This is a genomic window from Cupriavidus basilensis OR16, assembly GCF_000243095.1.
In the GTDB taxonomy this organism is placed as follows: Bacteria; Pseudomonadota; Gammaproteobacteria; order Burkholderiales; family Burkholderiaceae; genus Cupriavidus; species Cupriavidus basilensis_D.
In genome coordinates this window covers 201,180-220,466 of record NZ_AHJE01000003.1, presented here as the reverse complement: position 1 = coordinate 220,466, position 19,287 = coordinate 201,180, and the positions used below count along the sequence as shown (strand labels likewise).

16 protein-coding genes and 4 pseudogenes are annotated in these 19,287 nt (G+C 65.9%); 8 read left to right on the top strand and 12 right to left on the bottom strand.

The window, feature by feature from the left end; genetic code table 11:
* Positions 1-10 precede the first annotated feature (10 nt).
* Positions 11-1,451, bottom strand: a pseudogene (locus OR16_RS01860) (dihydroxy-acid dehydratase).
* A 245-nt stretch (positions 1,452-1,696) separates the two neighbouring features.
* Between OR16_RS01860 and OR16_RS01855 the strand changes: the two are divergent.
* Together OR16_RS01855 and OR16_RS43935 are read left to right on the top strand one after the other, a co-directional pair.
* The gene (locus tag OR16_RS01855) at positions 1,697-2,725 is read left to right on the top strand and encodes a tripartite tricarboxylate transporter substrate binding protein (RefSeq protein WP_006156271.1); all 1,029 of its coding nucleotides are present in this window, start codon (positions 1,697-1,699) and stop codon (positions 2,723-2,725) included.
* Positions 2,726-3,086: 361 nt separating this feature from the next.
* Positions 3,087-3,485, top strand: a complete 399-nt coding sequence (locus OR16_RS43935; protein ID WP_158001320.1) for a hypothetical protein — start codon at positions 3,087-3,089, stop codon at positions 3,483-3,485.
* Positions 3,486-3,680: 195 nt separating this feature from the next.
* Here the strand turns inward: OR16_RS43935 and OR16_RS01845 are convergent, their stop codons facing one another.
* Positions 3,681-4,097 carry a hypothetical protein gene (locus tag OR16_RS01845; protein WP_006156269.1) on the bottom strand — a complete coding sequence of 139 codons (417 nt, stop codon included), beginning with the start codon at positions 4,095-4,097 and terminating at the stop codon, positions 3,681-3,683.
* 425 nt (positions 4,098-4,522) lie between these two features.
* On the opposite strand from OR16_RS01845, the gene OR16_RS01840 reads away from it, so the two are divergent.
* The 4 genes from OR16_RS01840 (at position 4,523) to OR16_RS01825 (ending at position 7,973) form a co-directional block, all read left to right on the top strand.
* Positions 4,523-5,623, top strand: coding sequence for a GGDEF domain-containing protein (locus tag OR16_RS01840; protein WP_043417979.1), 1,101 nt, complete (start codon positions 4,523-4,525; stop codon positions 5,621-5,623).
* Positions 5,620-6,372, top strand: coding sequence for a GIN domain-containing protein (locus OR16_RS39435; RefSeq protein ID WP_006156267.1), 753 nt, complete (start codon positions 5,620-5,622; stop codon positions 6,370-6,372). Before OR16_RS01840 ends, OR16_RS39435 begins: the two co-directional genes overlap by 4 nt.
* Positions 6,373-6,638: 266 nt before the next feature.
* Positions 6,639-7,538 carry an NAD(P)-dependent oxidoreductase gene (locus OR16_RS01830; RefSeq protein ID WP_272942816.1) on the top strand — a complete coding sequence of 300 codons (900 nt, stop codon included), beginning with the start codon at positions 6,639-6,641 and terminating at the stop codon, positions 7,536-7,538.
* Between the two features lie 252 nt (positions 7,539-7,790).
* Positions 7,791-7,973, top strand: a complete 183-nt coding sequence (locus OR16_RS01825) for a glycine zipper 2TM domain-containing protein (protein WP_006156264.1) — start codon at positions 7,791-7,793, stop codon at positions 7,971-7,973.
* Between the two features lie 128 nt (positions 7,974-8,101).
* On the opposite strand, the pseudogene OR16_RS01820 reads toward OR16_RS01825, so the two are convergent.
* From OR16_RS01820 to OR16_RS01805, 4 genes and pseudogenes are all read right to left on the bottom strand, one after another.
* Positions 8,102-9,273: pseudogene (locus OR16_RS01820) on the bottom strand (acyl-CoA dehydrogenase family protein).
* A 7-nt stretch (positions 9,274-9,280) separates the two neighbouring features.
* Positions 9,281-10,255 carry a Bug family tripartite tricarboxylate transporter substrate binding protein gene (locus OR16_RS01815; protein ID WP_006156263.1) on the bottom strand — a complete coding sequence of 325 codons (975 nt, stop codon included), beginning with the start codon at positions 10,253-10,255 and terminating at the stop codon, positions 9,281-9,283.
* 83 nt (positions 10,256-10,338) lie between these two features.
* Complete coding sequence (locus tag OR16_RS01810) at positions 10,339-11,316, bottom strand: Bug family tripartite tricarboxylate transporter substrate binding protein (RefSeq protein WP_043417977.1); 978 nt, start codon at positions 11,314-11,316, stop codon at positions 10,339-10,341.
* Between the two features lie 105 nt (positions 11,317-11,421).
* Positions 11,422-11,820: a cupin domain-containing protein gene (locus OR16_RS01805; protein ID WP_006156261.1), complete on the bottom strand. Its 399-nt coding sequence runs from the start codon at positions 11,818-11,820 to the stop codon at positions 11,422-11,424.
* A gap of 249 nt (positions 11,821-12,069) precedes the next feature.
* On the opposite strand from OR16_RS01805, the gene OR16_RS43930 reads away from it, so the two are divergent.
* Together OR16_RS43930 and OR16_RS40700 are read left to right on the top strand one after the other, a co-directional pair.
* Positions 12,070-12,243 carry a hypothetical protein gene (locus tag OR16_RS43930; protein WP_158001319.1) on the top strand — a complete coding sequence of 58 codons (174 nt, stop codon included), beginning with the start codon at positions 12,070-12,072 and terminating at the stop codon, positions 12,241-12,243.
* Between the two features lie 121 nt (positions 12,244-12,364).
* Positions 12,365-12,802 (top strand): annotated as a pseudogene (locus OR16_RS40700) (IclR family transcriptional regulator); the annotation flags it as partial.
* A gap of 125 nt (positions 12,803-12,927) precedes the next feature.
* Here the strand turns inward: OR16_RS40700 and OR16_RS01795 are convergent.
* The 6 genes and pseudogenes from OR16_RS01795 to fabG all read right to left on the bottom strand — a co-directional run bounded on the left by OR16_RS01795 (position 12,928) and on the right by fabG (position 19,161).
* Positions 12,928-14,030: pseudogene (locus OR16_RS01795) on the bottom strand (Rieske 2Fe-2S domain-containing protein).
* A 166-nt stretch (positions 14,031-14,196) separates the two neighbouring features.
* The gene (locus OR16_RS01790; protein ID WP_043417973.1) at positions 14,197-14,988 is read right to left on the bottom strand and encodes a glycosyltransferase family 2 protein; all 792 of its coding nucleotides are present in this window, start codon (positions 14,986-14,988) and stop codon (positions 14,197-14,199) included.
* 105 nt (positions 14,989-15,093) lie between these two features.
* A complete protein-coding gene (locus tag OR16_RS01785) occupies positions 15,094-15,888 on the bottom strand; it encodes a lysophospholipid acyltransferase family protein (RefSeq protein WP_006156257.1) in 795 nt (264 codons plus the stop codon).
* Between the two features lie 22 nt (positions 15,889-15,910).
* The gene (locus OR16_RS01780; protein WP_081488636.1) at positions 15,911-17,035 is read right to left on the bottom strand and encodes a hypothetical protein; all 1,125 of its coding nucleotides are present in this window, start codon (positions 17,033-17,035) and stop codon (positions 15,911-15,913) included.
* A gap of 14 nt (positions 17,036-17,049) precedes the next feature.
* Entirely contained in the window at positions 17,050-18,384 is a 1,335-nt protein-coding gene (locus OR16_RS01775; RefSeq protein ID WP_043418059.1) for an NAD(P)/FAD-dependent oxidoreductase, read from the bottom strand.
* A gap of 63 nt (positions 18,385-18,447) precedes the next feature.
* The gene (gene fabG, locus OR16_RS01770; RefSeq protein WP_006156254.1) at positions 18,448-19,161 is read right to left on the bottom strand and encodes a 3-oxoacyl-ACP reductase FabG; all 714 of its coding nucleotides are present in this window, start codon (positions 19,159-19,161) and stop codon (positions 18,448-18,450) included.
* Positions 19,162-19,287: the final 126 nt, after the last annotated feature.

Sequence of the window (19,287 nt, the reverse complement as noted above, 5' to 3'; positions counted from 1 at the left end):
GGCAGGGTGCTCAGGACTTGCGCGGCACGGTTTGGTGGGTCTGCGCGGCGCGCAGGAAATCGAAGTCCACCCCTTGGTCGGCCTGCGTCACCGTGGCCAGGAACAGCTTGCGGTAACCGCGCTCGGCAGAAGGGCGCACCACCTGGTGCTCGGCGGCGCGGCGGGCCAGCTCTGCGTCGTCGATCAGCAGGGAGATCTCGCGCCGCGCCACCGACAGGCGGATGCGGTCGCCGTTGCGCACGTGCGCCAGCGGGCCGCCGATGGCGGCTTCCGGCGTTACGTGCAGCACGATGGTGCCGGCCGCGGTCCCGCTCATGCGGCCGTCCGAGAGGTTGCCGCGCAGCACGGCCAGGCCGCCTACGGGATAGATCGGTGCGTCGAACGGACGAATCACATCCTGCGCGAAAGGCGCGGGCGCGGCGTCCAGTTCCTCGCCCAGCGTGCGGCCAGAGACCGTGAGCGTATCGAGATGCAGCAGCGGACGCAGCTCGCGCAGCAGCGCAGGCATGCCGCCCGCCGCGTGGAAGTCTTCCATGTAGTGCTGGCCCGAGGGCTTCAGGTCCACCAGTACCGGCGTTTCGCGGCTCATGCGATCCAGCCCCGCCAGGTCGATGTCGATGCCCAGCCGACCGGCGATGGCGGTCAGGTGCACGATGCCGTTGGTGGACCCGCCGATGGCCAGCAGCACGCGGATGGCATTTTCGATCGCGTGGCCGGTAAGGATGCGGTCCGGCGTCAGGCCGGAGCGGGCCATGGCCACGGCGGTGGTGCCGGTGCGCTCGGCTACCCGCACGCGGTCGGCCGTGACCGCCGGGGCCGATGCGCCGCCGGCCACCATCATGCCGAGCGCCTCGGTGAGGCAGGCCATGGTGCTGGCGGTGCCCATCACCGAGCAGGTGCCCACGCTGGCAACCAGCTGGTTATTCACGTCGGCGATCTCGGGCGCGTCGATCTCCTCGGCGCGGTAGCGGCCCCAGTAGCGGCGGCAATCGGTGCACGCGCCCACGCGCTCGCCGCGATGCGATCCGGTCAGCATGGAGCCAGTGACCAACTGGATCGCCGGCACACCGGCTGAGGCCGCTCCCATCAGTTGCGCGGGCACGGTCTTGTCGCAGCCGCCAATCAGCACCACGGCGTCCATGGGCTGCGCGCGGATCATTTCCTCGGTGTCCATCGACATGAGGTTGCGCAGGTACATGCTGGTGGGTGCCGAGAAGCTCTCATGCACGGAGATGGTGGGAAAGTCCACCGGCAGGCCGCCCGCCAGCATGACCCCGCGCTTGACGGGCCTTGATAAAGGCCTTGCGCAGGAACAACGAAAAGCCTTTGTCGCCATAGTTGGTCAGGCCCTTGCCCAGGCCGCTCTCGGCGTCTTGCGCCGGCTCGAAGGTGTCCTGGCCGGCCTGTGCCGAGGCAGAAGGGTCCTTAGGGGAATCGTGGGAGCCGGCCATACATATCTCCAATAATATTATTGATAATCGAGACAGGTATCATATCTGGCCTTGCCGCCCCGCCGCAACGGAAAATTAAGCCTCTCACCTTTAATTGAAAATTCAGATCAGTCGATAGAAAACTTCTGATTCTTCTATCAAGAGACGGCCCCTACACTCTGCCATGGCGACGAGCCGGGCGTCCCGCGCTGCACAGCAGTGCTGTGCCTTCCCATCCATACCAACCCGGCGCAGGAGATTCCCCCATGACCGGCATTCGACGCCCCGCGCGCACGCGCGTTTCCGCGCCCAGGCGCCATCTGATCCTCCGCGCGCTCGCCGGCGCCCTGCTGGCAGGCACAGCCGCCTTCCCTGGCTTGGCCGCTGCCGCTGACTATCCCACCAAGCCAATCCGGCTCGTCGTGCCCTACCCGCCGGGTGGTGCCACCGACGTCATCGGCCGCACCCTGGCGCAGCACCTGTCTACCGCGTTGGGCCAGCAGGTCGTGGTCGACAACCGGGCTGGCGCCGCCGGTAATATCGGGGCGGAGCTGGTCGCCAAGTCGCCGTCCGACGGCTATACCCTGCTGATGGGGGCGCTGACCAGCCACGCAATCAATGCGGCGCTGTACAAGAACCGCGTCTCCTACGACATCGAGAAAAGCTTCGCCCCGGTGGCCATCGTTGGCACGGTGCCGCTGGTGTTCGTGGTCAATCCCAGCGTCAAGGCCAACAGCCTGCCACAGCTGATCGCGCTGGCAAAATCCACGCCCGGCGCGATCACCTTTGCCTCCGCCGGCAACGGCTCGCCCCAGCACCTGGCCGGCGAGATGTTCAAGCGCATGGCCGGCGTGGACATGCTGCACGTGCCCTATAAAGGCAGCGGCCCCGCCATGACCGACCTGATCGGCGGGCAGGTGCTCAGCATGGTCGAGACCGTGCCGGCGGCTCAGTCCTACGTGAAAGGCGGCAAGATCCGCGCGCTCGCCGTTACCACCAGCGAGCGGGTGGCGGCGCTGCCCGACGTGCCAACGGCCAATGAAGCGGGCCTGAAGGACTTCGAGGTCAACTCCATGTTTGGCATCGTGGCCCCGGCCGGCACCCCGGCACCGGTGGTGGACCGGCTCAACGCCGAGCTCAAGAAGATCCTCGCCGAGCCCGACGTCAAGGCCTCCCTGCTCAAGCAAGGCGCCATCGCAACCTGGACCACACCAGCGCAGGCGCAGGCCCGCATCAAATCCGAGCTGGCGAAATGGACCGCGGTGATCCGGGAAGCGGGCGTCAAGCCGGAGTAAGCGGCCCCGCCACCGCCCGGCCCCGCAAGCAAGATGCCCGCCCCGCCCTCATGTGACGGAGCGGGCGCCTGCCGTTTCACGCCTTGACACCCCGATGATTGCGCCTATGATGACTAGCGCGATGCTGCGGCGCAGCAAGTGACGATTGCCACCGGCGAAATCCCTTCGGACGTGTTGCGTCGTCATGAAACATCGGAGACGCTCATGGCTACCCCCTCTCACGCTGAACACGTCGAGGCGCCTCTGCCTTACCCGGTCATCGATTTTGGCCTGGCAAGCCCTTGGGCCCAGGTGGCGCAGAAAAATCGGCGCGCTGAACCTGCAAACGGCAAGAACGCTCATCGCCGAGAGCACCGACTACTTGCGCGAGGCGGCTGCGCAACCCTTCAGCTTCACCACCTTCCGGCCCGAGTTGGCCGACGTGATGGCGCAGCACATTGCCGCCTACACCCACAGCTTGATCGAGATCGTGTTTGGCGCGAACGCGGATTTCTCCGCCGACGTCCAACGCCATTTCGACGCGATCGGCGGCCAGGATCCGTTTCAATGGTGCCTGATGGGCCGGGATTTCCTGCCGGAGTACGGCAACGGCTTGCCCACCATGGGCGCGGCGATGACGGGCTGGGTCGCGGCCTGCCTGCCAGGCAGCAAGCTGCCGCCGGAAGCAACCGCCGAAGCCGCGCCGCGCAAGACTGCGCTGCTGACGGCACCGGCCGACGTTGTGGAGCCGGCCGTGGAGCCCGCCAAGCCAGCCGAATAGAGCCGGCGCCCGGCGCTCCCCGTCTGAAGCTTCGAATTCCATTTCACCACTGGGCAGGACAATCCACATGCGGATTGGCGAGGGATGGCGTTCGCCGTGCCATCCACAAGGCAACAGCAAGAAGCCATGGCGCGAATCAAAAAAGCGCTGATCCGGTAAGCCCGGATCAGCGCTTGCATGGCGCTTCATGCCACGTCATTGGCAGGCGGTGCCGGGCACAGGCTTGCCCGAGTTGGTCATGCCCTGGCAAGCGTCGCCGACGATGGTATCCGGGTCGAACGCTGCGTTGTTATATAGCTTGAGCCTGCCCGCTACCGTGCAGCAAAAGCGCGGCTCGCCCGGAACCGGTGTTGCGGGCGGCGCGCTCTTCGCCATGCGGGAGGACGCGGGCAACTGGCTGGCGGCAGGCACCGGAGCGGGAGCAATACGAGAGGCTGGTGGCTTGACGGACTGGTCGACGCTCTGGTCATCGTCATCCGGAGATACGCACTGGCCCTTCTGGCAGATGCGCTCCCCTTTGCACTGCATGTCATATTGGCAACCCGCTGCGTATGCGTGCAACGGCGACGCCATCGCCAACGTGGTGGCGAACAGCAAGCCCAGCGTTCTCATGTTTCCTCCTACTCGACTGCCAGCGCGAATCGTACGAACCGCCCGCGCCGCATCGTATATTCCGGCACTGGCGAGCGCCGGGCATCGTGCTGTTTGGCATGGGATACCCGACTCCGGCGTCGACCGCTACGTCAGCCGAAGCGATCCACCGCCACCTCTAGCATAGGCATCGGGACCCGACACAGGGAACCTCGCCATGCAGCGTGTGAGCGCCGCGCCACCAAGGGCGGCGACAAAAAGGGGCGGCCCGCGCCGTGCCCGGAGCGGGCGTTGAAACGCCCGTCTGAAACCGGTTTTGCCCGGCGCCGGCATGCCTCAAGTCCTTGTATGATTGCCGCTGGATTCGTTGCACGGCCCTGCCACCGGCCTGAGCCTGAGCAAGCCCAGGCACCAGACCATCTGATCCTTCAAAGGCAAGTCGAATCATGTTTCGAACCGTCGAATCAGGGTTACTGAACAAGCCCGTGTCGGCGCCGCTGCAAGCGGAGTTCGCCCAGCATGAGTTCGAGCGGCTGCATCGCCTCTGCCTGATGACCTTCGCCGCCAGCGTGGGAATCTGGCTCGTATTCGATCTGCTGGTCAGCTTCAAGGGCGGCCAGGGTTTCACGATCAACTCGATCCTCCACCTTGCGCTGCTGTCGGCGCTGACCGTGGCCGTACCCTTCATCCAGCGTGCGCAACAGTTCCAGTTTCTCAACTTCGGCTTCGTGGTTGCCTTCTGCGTGGGGGGGCGCCTCGTGCTTGAGAGCATGCCGGACGACACCCGTGCGATCTGGTCGATACTGGTGGCAGCCAGCGTACTGTTCGGCGCCTCCAGGCTCCCGTTGAGCCCCAGGGCGTTCTTCAGTGTCTTCGCCGTGACCTGGGCCCTGCTGTTTCCCATCATGCCTGCGCATGACCTGATGGAGCTCAAGGGCATCATGGTGCTCTGCTACTCCCTCTACTTCAGCGGCATTACGGCGTACACCTTCGTCACGCTGTGGCGCGCGAAGGTGCAGAACTTTGTCATGGCCAAGACCTTGCTGCAGCAAGCCTATGTCGATACGCTGACCGACATCCCCAACCGCCGTGCCTTCATGCTCAACGCAGGCAGCCTGGTGCCGCGCGCCACCGCCGAGCAGGACCACTACCTGGCAATGGTGGACATCGACAATTTCAAGAAGGTCAATGACCGCTACGGCCACGATATTGGCGACGAAGTGCTCAGGCACGTGGCCGCGCGGATCCAGCTGGTGATGGAAGATTGCCAGTACGCACGGCTGGGCGGAGAAGAGTTCGGCATTTATCTCAAAGGGATGACGCGCGCCGAGACGGAAATCCGCATCGGCCTGCTGTGCCGCAGCGTCCGGGACATGCCCTCGGAGCACCCCGTGACAATCAGCATTGGCGTGGCCCGCCTGGTCGACGGCGATACGCTCCCCAAAGCGCTCATCAAAGCCGACGAAGCACTCTATGATTCAAAGAGGACCGGCAAGGACAAATACACGTTCCACCAGGAGCCTGGCCAGCCTGAAGGATCGCCATGACCTACATCCACCCGCTATGCGCCACCTGCCTGGCATGCAGTTGCCTTGCCGGCGCGGCGCTGGCCCAGCCAAGCACCGTGGTCATCAACCAGAGCGGCATTTCCGCATCAGGCATATCCGGCGGCAGTGTCGTCATCGTCAATGGCCAGGTGGTGACTTCCCATGACGCCACCAAGGGCACGGCCCCCGGAAAGACCGAGCAGCGAATGGTCGGCGCATTCTCCAGCTTGCAACTCAACGCCCCGGTCGATGCGGTGTTCTCGGCTTCGCGCACCTACTCCGTTGCCATCACCGCGCCCGAGGACATCCTGCCGCTGGTGCTCACCACCCTGACCGACGGCAGGCTGACGATCAGCCTCAGCGCGCCGGTCGTGCTCGCCGCGCCGCTCACGGTTGCCATTACCGGGCCCTCGCTCCAGGCGGTCAGCATTCCCGGCGCCGGGACCCTGCGCGCGTCCGGCCTGCACGAGGCCTCCATCGACCTGCGCCTGTCCGGCTCCGGCTCGATCATTGCCGAGGGCACGGTCGGCAGCGTGCGCGCCGCCATTTCTGGTTCCGGCGAGGTGGACGCCAGCGCCTTGCACGCGCAAAGGCTGGACGCGCAGTTGAGCGGCTCAGGCCGTCTCCTCGGCTACGCGTCGGATGCCGCCAGCGTGGCGCTGACGGGATCGGGCGACATCGTCGTTGCCGGCAAGCCGCACCAGCGTGCCGTCAGCCGGACCGGTTCAGGCCAGGTGTCGTTCGAATAGCCGGCCGCGCCGGCCTGCCAGGCAGCCGGGCCATCCGCCGCCTGCTGCGTGATGACGACGCCAGGCAACACGGTGGCATCGCGCCGCGGCCGGCTGCCACATCGTCGGTGGTCAGCGAACGCAGCTTGCGCCGAGGCTTGTCGCCGCCTCGCTGGCCCCGACAAGCGCGTGCGCGCAACAATCACCCATGGCGACGCTTGTTGACGTTGCAGTGCAAGAATGGCAGCATTCCCGGCTTCGGTGGGCTGCCCACCTGGCCAAACCACATACCCGCTGCCAAACGCGGGCTTCGGAGTTTTCAAAGCATGCGCGTTGCATTTATCGGCCTGGGTGTCATGGGCTACCACATGGCGTCCCATCTCGCCGCCAAGGGCCATCAGGTCACCGTCTACAACCGCACGGCCGGCAAGGCCGAGCAGTGGGTCGCGGCATTTGGCGGCAAGTCGGCCGCCACGCCTGCGCTGGCCGCGCAAGACGCCGAAGTGGTCTGCTCCTGCGTGGGCAATGACGATGACCTGCGCTCGGTGCTTACCGGCAAGGATGGCGCCTATGGCAACGCACCGGCAGGCTGCGTGTTTGTCGACCACACCACCGCCAGTGCCAATGTGGCGCGCGAATTGTATGCCGCTGCCGCTGAACGCGGGCTGCACTTTGTCGATGCGCCTGTCTCGGGCGGCGAAGTCGGTGCGCAAAAGGGCATCCTGACCATCATGTGCGGCGCCGACGAGGCCGTGTACGAGCGGGTGGAGCCGGTGCTGGGCGCATATGCGCGCGCCGTCACCCGCATTGGCGGCTCCGGCGCGGGCCAACTGGCCAAGATGGTCAACCAGATCTGCATCGCCGGCCTGCTGCAGGGTCTGTCCGAAGCCATCGCCTTTGGCGAGCGCGCGGGCCTGGACATGAAGGTGGTGCTGGACGTGATCAGCAAGGGTGCCGCCGGCTCCTGGCAACTGGAAAACCGCGGCCCGACCATGATCGAAGACAAGTTCGATTTCGGCTTTGCGGTGGACTGGATGCGCAAGGACCTCGGCTTGTGCCTGGACGAAGCGCGCCGCAATGGCGCCAGCCTGCCGGTCACCGCCGTGGTCGATCAGTTCTATGCGGACCTGCAGCAAGACGGCTGTGGCCGTGCCGATACTTCCTCGCTGATCAAGCGCCTGCGCTGATCCTGCGCTGGCCGAATGGCTGCCGGGCAGGTGTGCTGCCTGCGCCGCCAGCGGTTCTGCCGCCCTGCTGCCCTGCCGCCCTTTTCCCGGTTGCCCCCTTCCTGACGCCGCGCTCGCGGCGTCATCCAATTCCTACATCCATATCAGAGGCCGCCCCGGTTGGGGGGGGGGCGTGGTGCCCCGGCTATCTTGTAAGCATGGCAGGCGCGCCCGTTGACGCCGCCAGCAGCATCAAGCATGTAGGAGACCACTATGTTGAGACTGGCAAGCGCGCTCATCGCGAGCGCAACGCTTCTGTTCGGGTTGAACGGTTGTACCGCTACCGGCGCCGTGGCTGGCGGCGTGGCGGGCCATGAACTGACGCACGGCAGCACCGCGGGCACGATCGGCGGTGCGGTGGCGGGCGGCATCATCGGTCACGAACTGGGCAAGTAAGCAGCAGTCAATTACTCAGATTAAAAAAACGCGCCGTATGAAGATGCGGCGCGTTTTTTATTATTTTCATCGCTGAAAGAATGGCAGCGCCGCCGGGCGGATTGGCGGGCATTGCATCAAGAACGAGTTCAATATGACTTCGGCAAACCCAGCACGCGCTCGGCGATATGGCACATGATCAACTGCGCGCTGACCGGGGCGATGCGCGGGATATACGACTCGCGCAGGTAACGCTCCACCTGGTATTCACGCGCGTAGCCCATGCCGCCCAGCGTCAGGACCGCGGTCTGGCAGGCCTGGTGCGCGGCCTCCGCCGCGAGGTACTTGGCGGTATTGGCTTCTGCCCCGCAGGGCTTGCCGTTGTCGTACAGCCAGGCGGCTTTCCACACCATCATGTCGGCGGCCTCCAGCGCCATCCACGCTTGCGCCAGCGGATGCTGGATGCCCTGGTTCTGGCCGATCGGGCGCCCGAACACGGTGCGCTCCTTCGCATAGCGCGTTGCCGCTTCCAGCGCCACGCGCCAAGGCCGACGGCTTCGGCCGCGATCAGGATGCGCTCGGGATTGAGGCCATGCAGGATGTACTCGAACCCGCGCCCTTCGTCCCCGATGCGGTCGGTCACCGGCACCGTCAGCCCGTCGATGAAGAGCATGTTCGAGTCCACCGCGGCGCGCCCCATCTTGTGGATCTCGCGCACCTCGATATGCTTGCGGTCCAGCGCCGTATAGAACAGGCTCAGGCCCTGCGTCGGCTTGGCTACCTTGTCCAGCGGCGTGGTGCGCGCCAGCAGCAGCATGCGATCGGCCACCTGCGCGGTGGAAATCCAGATCTTGCGGCCGTCCACGCGATAGCTGCCGCCATCCGCCGACAGCACGGCCTGGGTCTTGAGGTGGGTGGTGTCCAGGCCAGCGTCGGGCTCGGTCACGGCGAAGCAGGCCTTCTGCGTCCCTGCGATCAGCGGCGGCAGCGCCGCCTCCTTCTGGCGGTCATTGCCGAACACCACGACCGGGTTGAGGCCAAACACATTCATGTGGATGGCCGACGCGCCGGAAAATCCCGCGCCGGACGCCGACACCGTTTGCATGATCAGCGCCGCCTCCGTAATGCCAAGCCCGGCGCCGCCATACGCTTCCGGCATTGCGATGCCGAGCCAGCCCGCCTGCGCCATGGCTTGATGGAACGCGTGGGGAAACTTGCCTTCGTCATCCAGGCCCGACCAGTAGTCGGCGCCGAAGTCGCTGCACAGCTGCGTCACCGCCTCGACAATGGCGCGCTGCTCGGGGGTTCTTTCAAAGTTCATGCCTACCTCATTCCGGCTGGATGCCTGCGTCCTTGACCAGCTTGGTCCACTTGACCAGTTCGCCGGCCACGAAGCCGGAGAACTGCTTGGGCGATTGCCCGAATGCCTCAAAGCCCAGCGCCTCGAAGCGCGGGGCGACCTCCTTGCTGGCAGCAATGCGCGACAGTTCGCGGTTAAGCCGGTCGACCACGTCGGCCGGCGCCTTCGCCGGCGCGAACACGCCGTTCCAGGAGGTAATATCGAAGCCTTTCAACTCGGGCGTGTCCGCCAGCGGCGGCAGGTCCGGCAGCAGGCGGCTGCGCTGCGCCGTGGTCACCGCCAGCGCATGCAGCTTGCCCGCCTTGACGTTGGCGATCCCGGCCGCCACGTCGACAAACATCATCGGTACCTGCCCCGCGATCACATCGGTCATGGCGGGCGGCGTGCTCTTGTAGGGCACGTGCAGCAGGTCCAGCCCGGCCATGCGCCCGAGCGTGGCACCCGACACGATCCCGGTGCTGTTGCCGCTGGCGTAAGACATGCCCGGATGCGTGCGCGCGTAGGCGATCAGCTCCGCTACGGTCTTGACCGGCAGCTTCGGGTTGACCACCAGCATGAACGGCAAGTTGCCCATGCGCGCCACCGGCGTGAAGTCGCGGATCGGGTCGTACGGCAGCTTCTTCATCAGCGAAGGATTGGCCGAATGCGTCGTGTTGGTCGTCATGAACAGCGTGTAGCCGTCGGGTGCGGCCTGCGCGACGATCTCGGCGGCAATCGCGCCGTTGGCCCCGGGGCGGTTATCCACCACCACATTGGTCTTGAGCGCGTCGCCGAGCTCCTTGGCGGTGATGCGGGCCACCGCGTCGGTGCCGCTGCCGGCGGCGAACGGCACCACCATGCGGATCGGCTTGCTGGGATAGGCGTCGGCCGCGGCCGCGAACGGCGCCGCGGCCAGGGTCAGCAATGGCAGCGCCGCGCGCAGCAGCGTGATGAGGCTTGGCATAGGGTTGTCTCCTGTATTCCTGGCTAGCGATCTCTGTGATGGATCCGCTTTGCCGTTGCGATGGGACTAGCTGCCGCGCCGTGTTATGGCGCGGTCTTTTCCTTGTAGTTCGTGTCCTTCACCAGCTTGGCCCAGCGCGCGGCGTCATCGGCAATGATGGTGGCGAACTGTTCGGGCGTGCTGCCAACGGCCTCATAGTCGATGGCCGCGAGGCGCTCCTTGATATCCGGCATCGCCACGATCCGTACGATTTCCTGGTTCAGGCGCGTGACAATTTCCTTCGGGGTGCCGGCCGGCGCCAGCAGGCCGGCCCATGAATTGAAGTTCATGCCCTGGATCCCGGCTTCCTGCATGGTCGGCACATCGGGCAGCGCCGGCGAGCGCTTGGGCGACAGCACGGCCAGCGGGCGCAGCCTGCCGGCCCGGATCATCGCCATCGAATTGAAGGGATCGATGGTCATGTCGACCTCGCCCGCGACCACGGCCTGCATCTGCGGGCCGGTGCCGCGATACGACACGCTGACCACGTCCGGCGTGCCGGCGGTGGTTTTGAACGTCTCCCCGATCAGCTCGATCATGCTGCTGCCGGCCGACAAGCTCAACGGACGGCTCTTGGCACGTGCCAGCCCGATGAACTCCTGCACGGTCTTGGCCGGCACCGACGGGTGGACCACCATCACAAAGCCGATGCTGCTGATCAGGCTGATGGGCGCGAAACTCTTCAGCGGCTCGTAACCGGCCTTGTACAGCACGGGGCTCAGCGTCTGCGCGCCGGCCGTATTGAGCAGCAGCGTGTAGCCATCGGGCGCGGCACGCGCGACCACGTCGGTGCCGATGATGCCGTTGGCGCCGGGGCGGTTCTCCACCACCACCGGCTGCTTCAAGGCCTCCGCCAGTTTCTGCGAAACCAGCCGCGCCACCACGTCGGAGGCGCCGCCCGGCGCGTAAGGCACCACCATGCGGATCGGCTTGCTCGGATAGGTGCCGCTCCATGCCAATGCCGGCATGGCACTCCAGATAGCGGCGCACACCAGCAAACGGCGTCGGGAAGACAGTGTCATCGAAATCTCCTACCAGGCTTGAGCAACAAACGTCATATCGGGTGCCGCCCCGCCGGGGCGGAATGGCGGCAACACGCAACTATTGGCAGCGATTGGCAGCCATCCTCAGGCGGGACGGATCACGCGCTCCGGGGCTTCCTCGTAAGGCGGGGCGTAGATCACCAGCAGCTTCACGGGCTCGTCGCTGATCACCGTGAACACATGCATGGCCTCGGCTGGGAAGAAGCAGCAATCGCCAGGCCCAAGCTCGCGCGATTGCCCGTTCACCTCGGCGCGTGCCCTGCCCTCCAGCACATAGCAGACCTGCTCGATGCCGGGATGTGCGTGGGGCAAAGCACCCTTGCCGCGCTCGATGGTGCCGTGGATGACCTCAAGCTGGGTGGCGCCGACGTTCTCGCGGCCGATGATGCGGCGGTTCAACGTGCCGACATGATTGGCCGGGTGGTAGCCGGGTACGTCTTCGGCCCTGACGAAATAGCTCGGTAAGGACGACGGAGTGGTCATTGCGGTCTCCATGCCGGCGCAGCAGCTCCCCCGGGAAGGAGCCAGTTGGTCCGGACTGTTTTTCATGTTTGTGAAAGTTATTTTATCCCTATGAAAAAACTAGTCAACTGTTTCAGCCGGTCCGCAGCGTCTCAGTAGCCTTCGCATGCAGAGTAACAGCGCCTTCTTCGCCACAAATCGGATATTTCCCAATAATCCCCGGCAGATTCTCCAATCTCGCGCATCAGGGATACTGAGACGCTGCAACCGATGCGGCATCTTTCCCGACCGGGATTTCCGAATCTCAATGTCAGTGGCGCGCTCTGCTCGGTCAAGCAGGACAACCTGGCCGTGGCGATACCCGGGGCTTTCGCACCCGACGGCTCGCAGGCGTTCTACGGCACGCCGCGCAGCTTCCGGCTTGGGCTGAACGTGAGCTATTGAGCCCCGGCATCGGGCGGGCCGCGCCGTCTGCCTTGGCGCTATCGATTATGATGAGTGCTTCTCTTCCGACCGATCCGGGCCTGCCCCACCCATGACCGCCAACGACAACAAGGCGCCGCCGATGAACGTGAAGACGGCGTTGCGCGTGCTTGAGATCATTGAAACCTTCGCGCGCGAGCGGCGCGCGCTGTCGCTCTCGGAGCTGGCCCGGTTGCTGGCGGTGCCAGCATCGAGCTGCCTGGCGCTGATCCGCACCCTGACCTCGCTGGGCTATCTGTATGAGACCGGGCGCCGCCAGGGCTATTACCCCACGGGCCGCCTGCTGGCCATGGCGCAGCAGATCGCGCGGCATGACCCGGTGCTGGACCGCGTGCACGGCACCATGAACGAGTTGCGCGCCGCCACGGGCGAGACCGTGGTGATCGGCAAGCTGCATGAAGGCAGATGGGTGGTGTACCTGGACGTGCTCGAATCCCCGCACGCGATCCGCTATATCGCCACTGCCGGCGAGCGGCGCGAGCTCCATGCGAACTCGATCGGCAAGGCCTTGCTGTCTGTCAGACGCGTTTCTCGGCCATCCTCAGGACAGCCTGCTCCGCGCTCGAGCGCGACGAGCGCAGCCGGTTCTCGCAATAGCCGTCAGCCTGTCCGCGAATCCACCAATCCGCTATCCGCTAGCCGCCGTCAACTCCCGGCGCGCGCTTCCGGCACGCCGCACTCGCGCAGCAGGTCGCGCAGTTCGTTGATGACCGGGAACACCTCCTGGTTCCAGTCCGCGCCCTGCTTGTCATGCGCCGCCTGCTCGCTCTCGACGATCCAGCGGTCCTCCTTGAAGATCCGCTCGGTGAACCACACCAGCAGCGGCCATGCCAGATCGAGAATGCCGGGAATGCCGGGTTTCTTGATCGACAGCAGCCCGAACGTGCGGTTGGTACGCTGCTCGGCGTCGAGCGGCACGTAGACGATCCACAGGTCCATCACCAGCGTGCCATCCGAGGTACGGATCTGCAGCGTCTGGTAGGGATACAGGGTGCGGACCGTCATCACGTCCTTGCCGCCCTGCCCGCCCTTGCTGCCCTTGCTGCCGCCACCGAACACCAGCGCTTCGCCCACGGGCTGCTTGCCTTGCTCGCGAGCGAAGGTGTAGTCCACCTCGACCCATCCGTCGCCGCGCCGGCGGCCCAGCGAGCGGGCGCGCATCTGGCCCATCTGCCGCCGGTGCAGGAACTGATGGTTCATGTCCATCAGGTTCTCGTGCATGAACGAGTAATGGCATTTGACCTCGCGGCCGAAACGGCGCGTCTTGTAGGCCTTGTTGGCCACCGAGCCCAGGCTGGGCAACGGGGTTTCGTCGGCCAGCACCGCGCTGCCGGGGAACACGAAGATCAGCCCTTCCACCTCGCGGCAGGGGTAGGAGCGCACGCCGTTGGGCAGGCGCTCGCGGCCCAGGTAAGGCACATCGATGCAGCGGCCCGTGCAGTCATAGGTCCAGCCGTGATAGCAGCAACGGATCGATTCGCCGTCGACCACGCCTGCGTGCAACGGCACCTGCCGGTGCGCGCAACGATCCTCGAGCGCAAACACCGCGCCGGACTCCGTGCGCACCAGCACGATCGGCTTCCCGGGCAGCGCACGCCATGCGCCTTGCCGCGCTTGACCTCGCGCGACCAGGCCAGGGGATACCAGTGATCGGGATGAATGGTGACGCGGCGCAGGTCGCGCAGCGGGACTTCGGTGGGGCTATCGCTATCGTTGGCACTGCTATCTAGCAACGGAACTGCATGCATGGGGGACTTCTCCTTGCAAGACTGGTATCTCGATTAGCCGGCTGCATGGGCGGAACTTACTCGGTGGTCAGTCTACCCGAAGGCGAGCCGAAGCATGCATGGCCGGCCACGCCCGACGGCAAGCAAACGCCATCGGCGGGCGGCAAGATGCCCCATCCGGGCGCCGTTAGGGCGCAGTAATGCGGGAAGCCGTGCCATCCCGGGCACACAGCCGGCGGCAGACCAGCAACGGCAGGCGCAGCAGGAAGCCGGCCAGCAGGCGCGCGTGCATCCCGCTCAGCAAGAGGTTGTCGCGCACGTAGTTGAAATGCGATACGCCGCCTTCCCCGGCGCTGAAATAGCGCACCGGCGCATCCAGGTTCAGCGGCCGCACGCCTTGCCAGCACATGCGCACCACCACCTCGGGATCGAAATCGAAACGGCGCATCCAGCGCTGCTTGTGCATGACGGCACGCAGCGGCGCGATCGGGTAAACGCGAAAGCCATAGAGGGAATCGCCGATGCCGGCCCAGAGCGTTTCCAGGTTGGCCCAGGCGTTGGAGATACGGCGCCCGTAGACCCGCACCTTCGGCGCGCTGGCATCGAAGACCGGACGGCCGAGCACCATGGCCCGCGGGTCGCGTTGCGATGCCGCCATGAAGGGCGCGACCAGGCCGGCCGGATGCTGGCCGTCGGAATCCATGGTCAGCACGTGGGTAAACCCTTGCGCGGCGGCCTGCTCCAGCCCGTGCAGCACCGCCGCGCCCTTGCCCTGGTTGCGGGGCAGCACAAGCACGCGCAGGCCCGGGTCGGCCGCCGCCTCCTGCTGCAGCCACTGGGTGCTGCCGTCGGTGCTGCCATCCACCACCACCCATACCGGCGACCAGTGGCGCCGCGCCTCACGCACAGTGTCACGAACCTTGGACCCCGGGTTATAGCTGGGAATCAGGACGAGATGAGTGGTGGAAGGCTTAGTCATGCGAAGGTGAATCTGAAAATGAATCTGGAAACAGTGAAAAAACAATAACCGGGGCGTGCGCGGCAACCACGTAAACCCGGCCGCTCAGACGTGGTGCACCGCAGCTCAGCCAGCCGTGCCGGGACGCAGAGGCTCCATCTCCGGGCATGACAGCTCCGCCTCATAATATTGCGCCAGTTCGGCCATGAACCCGCGGTCGCTGTCTGGGGGATCGAAACGCCGGCCCAGCCGGACGCGATAGCAGACCGGCATATCGGGCTTGCGGAAAAACGGCCAGCCCTTGCCCAGGAATGGCGAATCGGTCTCGATAAACAGCGTCTGCACCGGCACGCCAGCACGCTTGGCAATCAGCCCGACACCGCCCTTGAAGGCATTGACCGGGCAGCGTGTGGTGCGCGTGCCTTCGGGGAACACCAGCAACTGGCCGCCATGCCGCAGTTCCTGCACGGCACTGCGGATCAGGCCGGTCAGCGTGTCGTTGCGGATATAGCGCGCCAGCCTGGCGGCGGCGCCGAGGAAGGGATTGTCCGCCACCTCGGCTTTCATCACGCAGGCCGCCCCGGGCAGCCGCGACAATACCAGCAAGGCATCCAGCAGGCCGGGGTGATTGGCCGCCAGCACGAGGGGCGGCCCGCCGCGCAGGCTGTCCAGCTCACGCAGGTCGAAGCGGCAAGCGCCCATGGCGGCCAGCGCCCCCAGGTAGAAGCGGAATATGCCCATGATCACGAAGCGGCCAAAGCGCTGCCCCAGCCCGGGCGGCAGCAGCCAATAGCAAGCCGCGGCGCAGGGTGCCCATAGCAGCGAGATCAGCGCCAGCAGCAATATGCCGGCGTAGAACGCCGCGTACTCGGCCGCCACCGTGGCCTGGCCTTGCAAGGTTTCGCGTAGTTGCCGGAGCATCAAGGCACTTCCCTGGCCGCGCTCACGCAAGCACTTCCAGCCCGTGGCCGGCTGATGCCTCGATTTCCACCAGCAGATCCTCGCGGCAGATGTCGGCTTGCACGTAGGTGATCGGCACGCCGGCCCCCACTGCCTTCTCCAGTTCGGAGCGCACGCTGGCGAGCGTGCCACACTCCTGCGGATGGCGAACGTAGACCCGGTAGGCGAGTTCCGGCAAACCAAGGCCGGGATGGCCGTCGCGCGCGCCCTGCGCCAGCACGGCGGCGATGTTGGCAATGCTCTCGCGCATTTGCGCGGCCACGTCGCCAACGTGCACGGTGCGATGGCCAACGATGCTAGCGGTGCCGGAGACGAACAGCACGGGCGCGGCGCGCTCGCCCTGCTCCTTCGCCTGCGTACTGGGCCACGTACTGGCCTCCCACAAGCCGGCACGCGCAAAGGTCGGGCTGCGCGGCCCGTATTGCGCAGGGTAGCGATAGGCGCTGACCTGTCGCGGATTCTCCACCGCGACAGGCGCCCGCGGGCTGGCCAGGAAGCCGATCGACAACGTGCGCTGCGCCACGGGCTGGCCCACCGTGCCAAGCGCGCAGGCCGCCGGCACATTGCCCACAATCTCCCGGCGGCAAGCGGTGAAGGCATCCTGACGCCCGATATTGAACTGGTGATACCGCTCCATGCCGGACTCTTCGGCGTTGATATCGGCCACGTAGTTCCACACCCGCACCAGATAGGGATAACCCTGCGCATCCAGCAGGCCGAATATGTCGCGATAGGCCTGCTCGGTGGCGAGCTGCAGCGTGGCGCCCGATGCACCGGCAAAATCCGCCTCGCGCAGCGTGACGCTGCCGAACATCAGGCCCAGCGTAGTGTCTGCGCGGTAATGCACCACGCCGTGCCGGCCGGTGGCGGGCTGGGCCATGGCATCCCAGGCCGCGTTGCTGCTGTGCCAGACTTCGCAAACGACCGGATCCTCGCCCAGCGGCGGCGTGGCCACGCGAAGCAGCGGCAAGTCCGCGCCGGCAAGCCCAGGCGGTGGCGCACCGCCGCCATACCAGACGGCGCCCAGCGCGCCCTCCAGCCAGCCCGGCCGCGCCGCCGCCAGCGCACCGGCCGTGTATTGCGCCAGCCGCAGCGGTGTTGCTTTCATCGCATCGCGCTTCATTAGCTGGCCACCGTACCGGTGTCGTCGAGCGGGCGGATGTTGCGGCGGCGTTGACGCCATGCGCCCAGCGAGCGCCGGCAGTTGACCAGCGCCACACCGTAGTAGAGCACCTTGAAAGCCAGCAGCGAGCGCCAGATCGGCGTCTTGCCGTAGATGTCGCCAGCCAGCACGGACAGCAGCGCCTCTTTCATCCGCAGCAAGTTGCGCGGCCCCATGAACAGGTCGCGCATGGTCGGCGTCGTAATGCGGTAGATAAACCAGGAGAACTGCCTGGGCCCGTGGCGCACGACCTTGTCGAAACGCTGCAGCGCAGCCTGCGCCCTGGCGGGTTGGCGCAGGCAGGTTTCGATGGCATCGGCCGCGGCAAAGGCGCTGGTCATGGCCAGCATCACGCCAGACGAGAACACCGGGTCAATAAAGGCATAGGCGTCGCCAAGCAGCACGTAGTTCGGGCCGAAGGTCTGCCCGGTCACGTAGGAATAGTTGCCGGTAGCTTCCACATCCGCTACCAGCTCGGCATCCGCTAGGCGCTCCGCCAGCGCCGGGCACAGCGCGATGGTGTCTGCGAAGAAGTCCTTGAGCGGCTTGTCACGGCGTTTGAGGTAATACGGCCAGGTCACCGCGCCCACGCTGGTGGTCCCGTCCGAGAGCGGGATGAACCAGAACCAGCCGTGCTCGAACCAGAAGATCGTGATGTTGCCTTCGTTCTTGCCAGGATGACGCCGCGCGCCGCGAAAGTGCCCGTACAGCGCAGAGCTGTTGTGCTTGGGATTGCGCAGCTTGGTCTTGAAGCGGTTGGCAAGAAACGTATCGCGGCCCGACGCGTCGACCACGAAGCGCGCCTGCCAGTCCTCCTGGCTGCCGTCGTCCCGCACGGCATGCACGACAGCGCCCGCGTCCTGCGCAAGAAACGCCACTTCCTTCACCCGGCATTGCTCGATCACCTGCGCACCCTTGCGCGCCGCATTGCGGAACAGCAACTCATCAAAGGCAGAGCGACGCACATGGTAGGCATAGGGCATCGACTTGTCCCAGGCATCGGCGAATTCGAAAGCCTGGCCGCCTTCGTGCCACGGCGAGACGAACTCGGCGGCCCATTTCTCGATGGAGATGGCCCGCACTTCATCGGCCACCCCCAGGCGCTCGAACAGCGGCAGGTTGGCGGGCAGCAAGGATTCGCCGATATGGAAACGCGGATGGCTCGCCTTCTCCAGCAGAGTGACCTGGAAGCCGCGCTCCGCCAGCAAGGCCGCGGCGGTGGACCCGGCAGGACCGCCGCCGATCACCAGCACATCGCACTGGCGCGGGCCGCAAGCCGGCAACGCGGCCGGCATGCCGCCACCGGCGCTGGAATGGGCATTGTTATCCATCATGTCTTCTAGCATCCCGCGGCCGCCCTAGGCCATGCCTGTGACGTAGGCCGCCGCGTCAGACACGAGGTAGGCGACCATGGCCGCCACTTCCTGCGCGCTGCCGGCCCGCCCCGCCGGCACCAGCTGCCGGATGCGCTCGACCGGAAACGCCTGCCCAATCATGGGCGACTCGACGATGCCTGGCGCCACGGCATTGACGGTCACCCCGCGCGAGGCCATCTCTATCGACAGGGAGCGCGTGGCAGCGATCAGCCCGGCCTTGGCGGCCGCATAGTTGGCCTGGCCGCGGTTGCCCATCAGCGCCGCCACCGAAGCCATGCTGACAATGCGGCCCCAGCGGGTGCGCATCATTGGCATCAGCAAGGGCTGGGTGACGTTGAAGAAGCCGTTGAGCGAGACATCGATCACGCTGCGCCATTGCTCGCGCGTCATGCCGACCATGGGGGCATCGTCATGGATGCCAGCGTTGTTGACGAGTATCTGCACCGGCCCGTCGGCCAGGATGCGCCGCAATGCAGCGTCAGTAGCATCGGCATCGGTGACATCGAAGGCGATGGCATGCGCGCGTCCGCCAACGGCGCGAATCGTTCCAGCCACCGCTTCGGCCTGGGCAAGATTGCGGTTGGCGTGGACCCAGACCTCGTGGCCGGCCTGCGCCAGCGCCACGCAGATTGCTTGTCCGATTGCCCCGCTGCCGCCGGTGACCAGCGCCAACTTGCGCTTCTCTTGCTGCTCCATCCACGCTCCCACAAGCGGCTGCTTCGTTACGGTCACAGGCACCTCTTCCGCGATACCCGTACAGAAACCGCACATTGGTGTGCGTTGTCTGTCCTATTGCTTCTGACATCCCGGGCGGTTGGCCCA

Coding starts and splice junctions, on each gene's coding strand:
- OR16_RS01780 (WP_081488636.1), bottom strand. CDS start 17,035: ATGAAAGCAACACCGCTGCGGCTGGCGCAATACACGGCCGGTGCGCTG.
- OR16_RS01815 (WP_006156263.1), bottom strand. CDS start 10,255: ATGCCAAGCCTCATCACGCTGCTGCGCGCGGCGCTGCCATTGCTGACC.
- OR16_RS01775 (WP_043418059.1), bottom strand. CDS start 18,384: ATGCCGGCCGCGTTGCCGGCTTGCGGCCCGCGCCAGTGCGATGTGCTG.
- OR16_RS43930 (WP_158001319.1), top strand. CDS start 12,070: ATGCGGCATCTTTCCCGACCGGGATTTCCGAATCTCAATGTCAGTGGC.
- OR16_RS01785 (WP_006156257.1), bottom strand. CDS start 15,888: ATGCTCCGGCAACTACGCGAAACCTTGCAAGGCCAGGCCACGGTGGCG.
- OR16_RS01840 (WP_043417979.1), top strand. CDS start 4,523: ATGTTTCGAACCGTCGAATCAGGGTTACTGAACAAGCCCGTGTCGGCG.
- OR16_RS01855 (WP_006156271.1), top strand. CDS start 1,697: ATGACCGGCATTCGACGCCCCGCGCGCACGCGCGTTTCCGCGCCCAGG.
- OR16_RS01810 (WP_043417977.1), bottom strand. CDS start 11,316: ATGACACTGTCTTCCCGACGCCGTTTGCTGGTGTGCGCCGCTATCTGG.
- OR16_RS39435 (WP_006156267.1), top strand. CDS start 5,620: ATGACCTACATCCACCCGCTATGCGCCACCTGCCTGGCATGCAGTTGC.
- OR16_RS01825 (WP_006156264.1), top strand. CDS start 7,791: ATGTTGAGACTGGCAAGCGCGCTCATCGCGAGCGCAACGCTTCTGTTC.
- fabG (WP_006156254.1), bottom strand. CDS start 19,161: ATGGAGCAGCAAGAGAAGCGCAAGTTGGCGCTGGTCACCGGCGGCAGC.
- OR16_RS01805 (WP_006156261.1), bottom strand. CDS start 11,820: ATGACCACTCCGTCGTCCTTACCGAGCTATTTCGTCAGGGCCGAAGAC.
- OR16_RS01845 (WP_006156269.1), bottom strand. CDS start 4,097: ATGAGAACGCTGGGCTTGCTGTTCGCCACCACGTTGGCGATGGCGTCG.
- OR16_RS01790 (WP_043417973.1), bottom strand. CDS start 14,988: ATGACTAAGCCTTCCACCACTCATCTCGTCCTGATTCCCAGCTATAAC.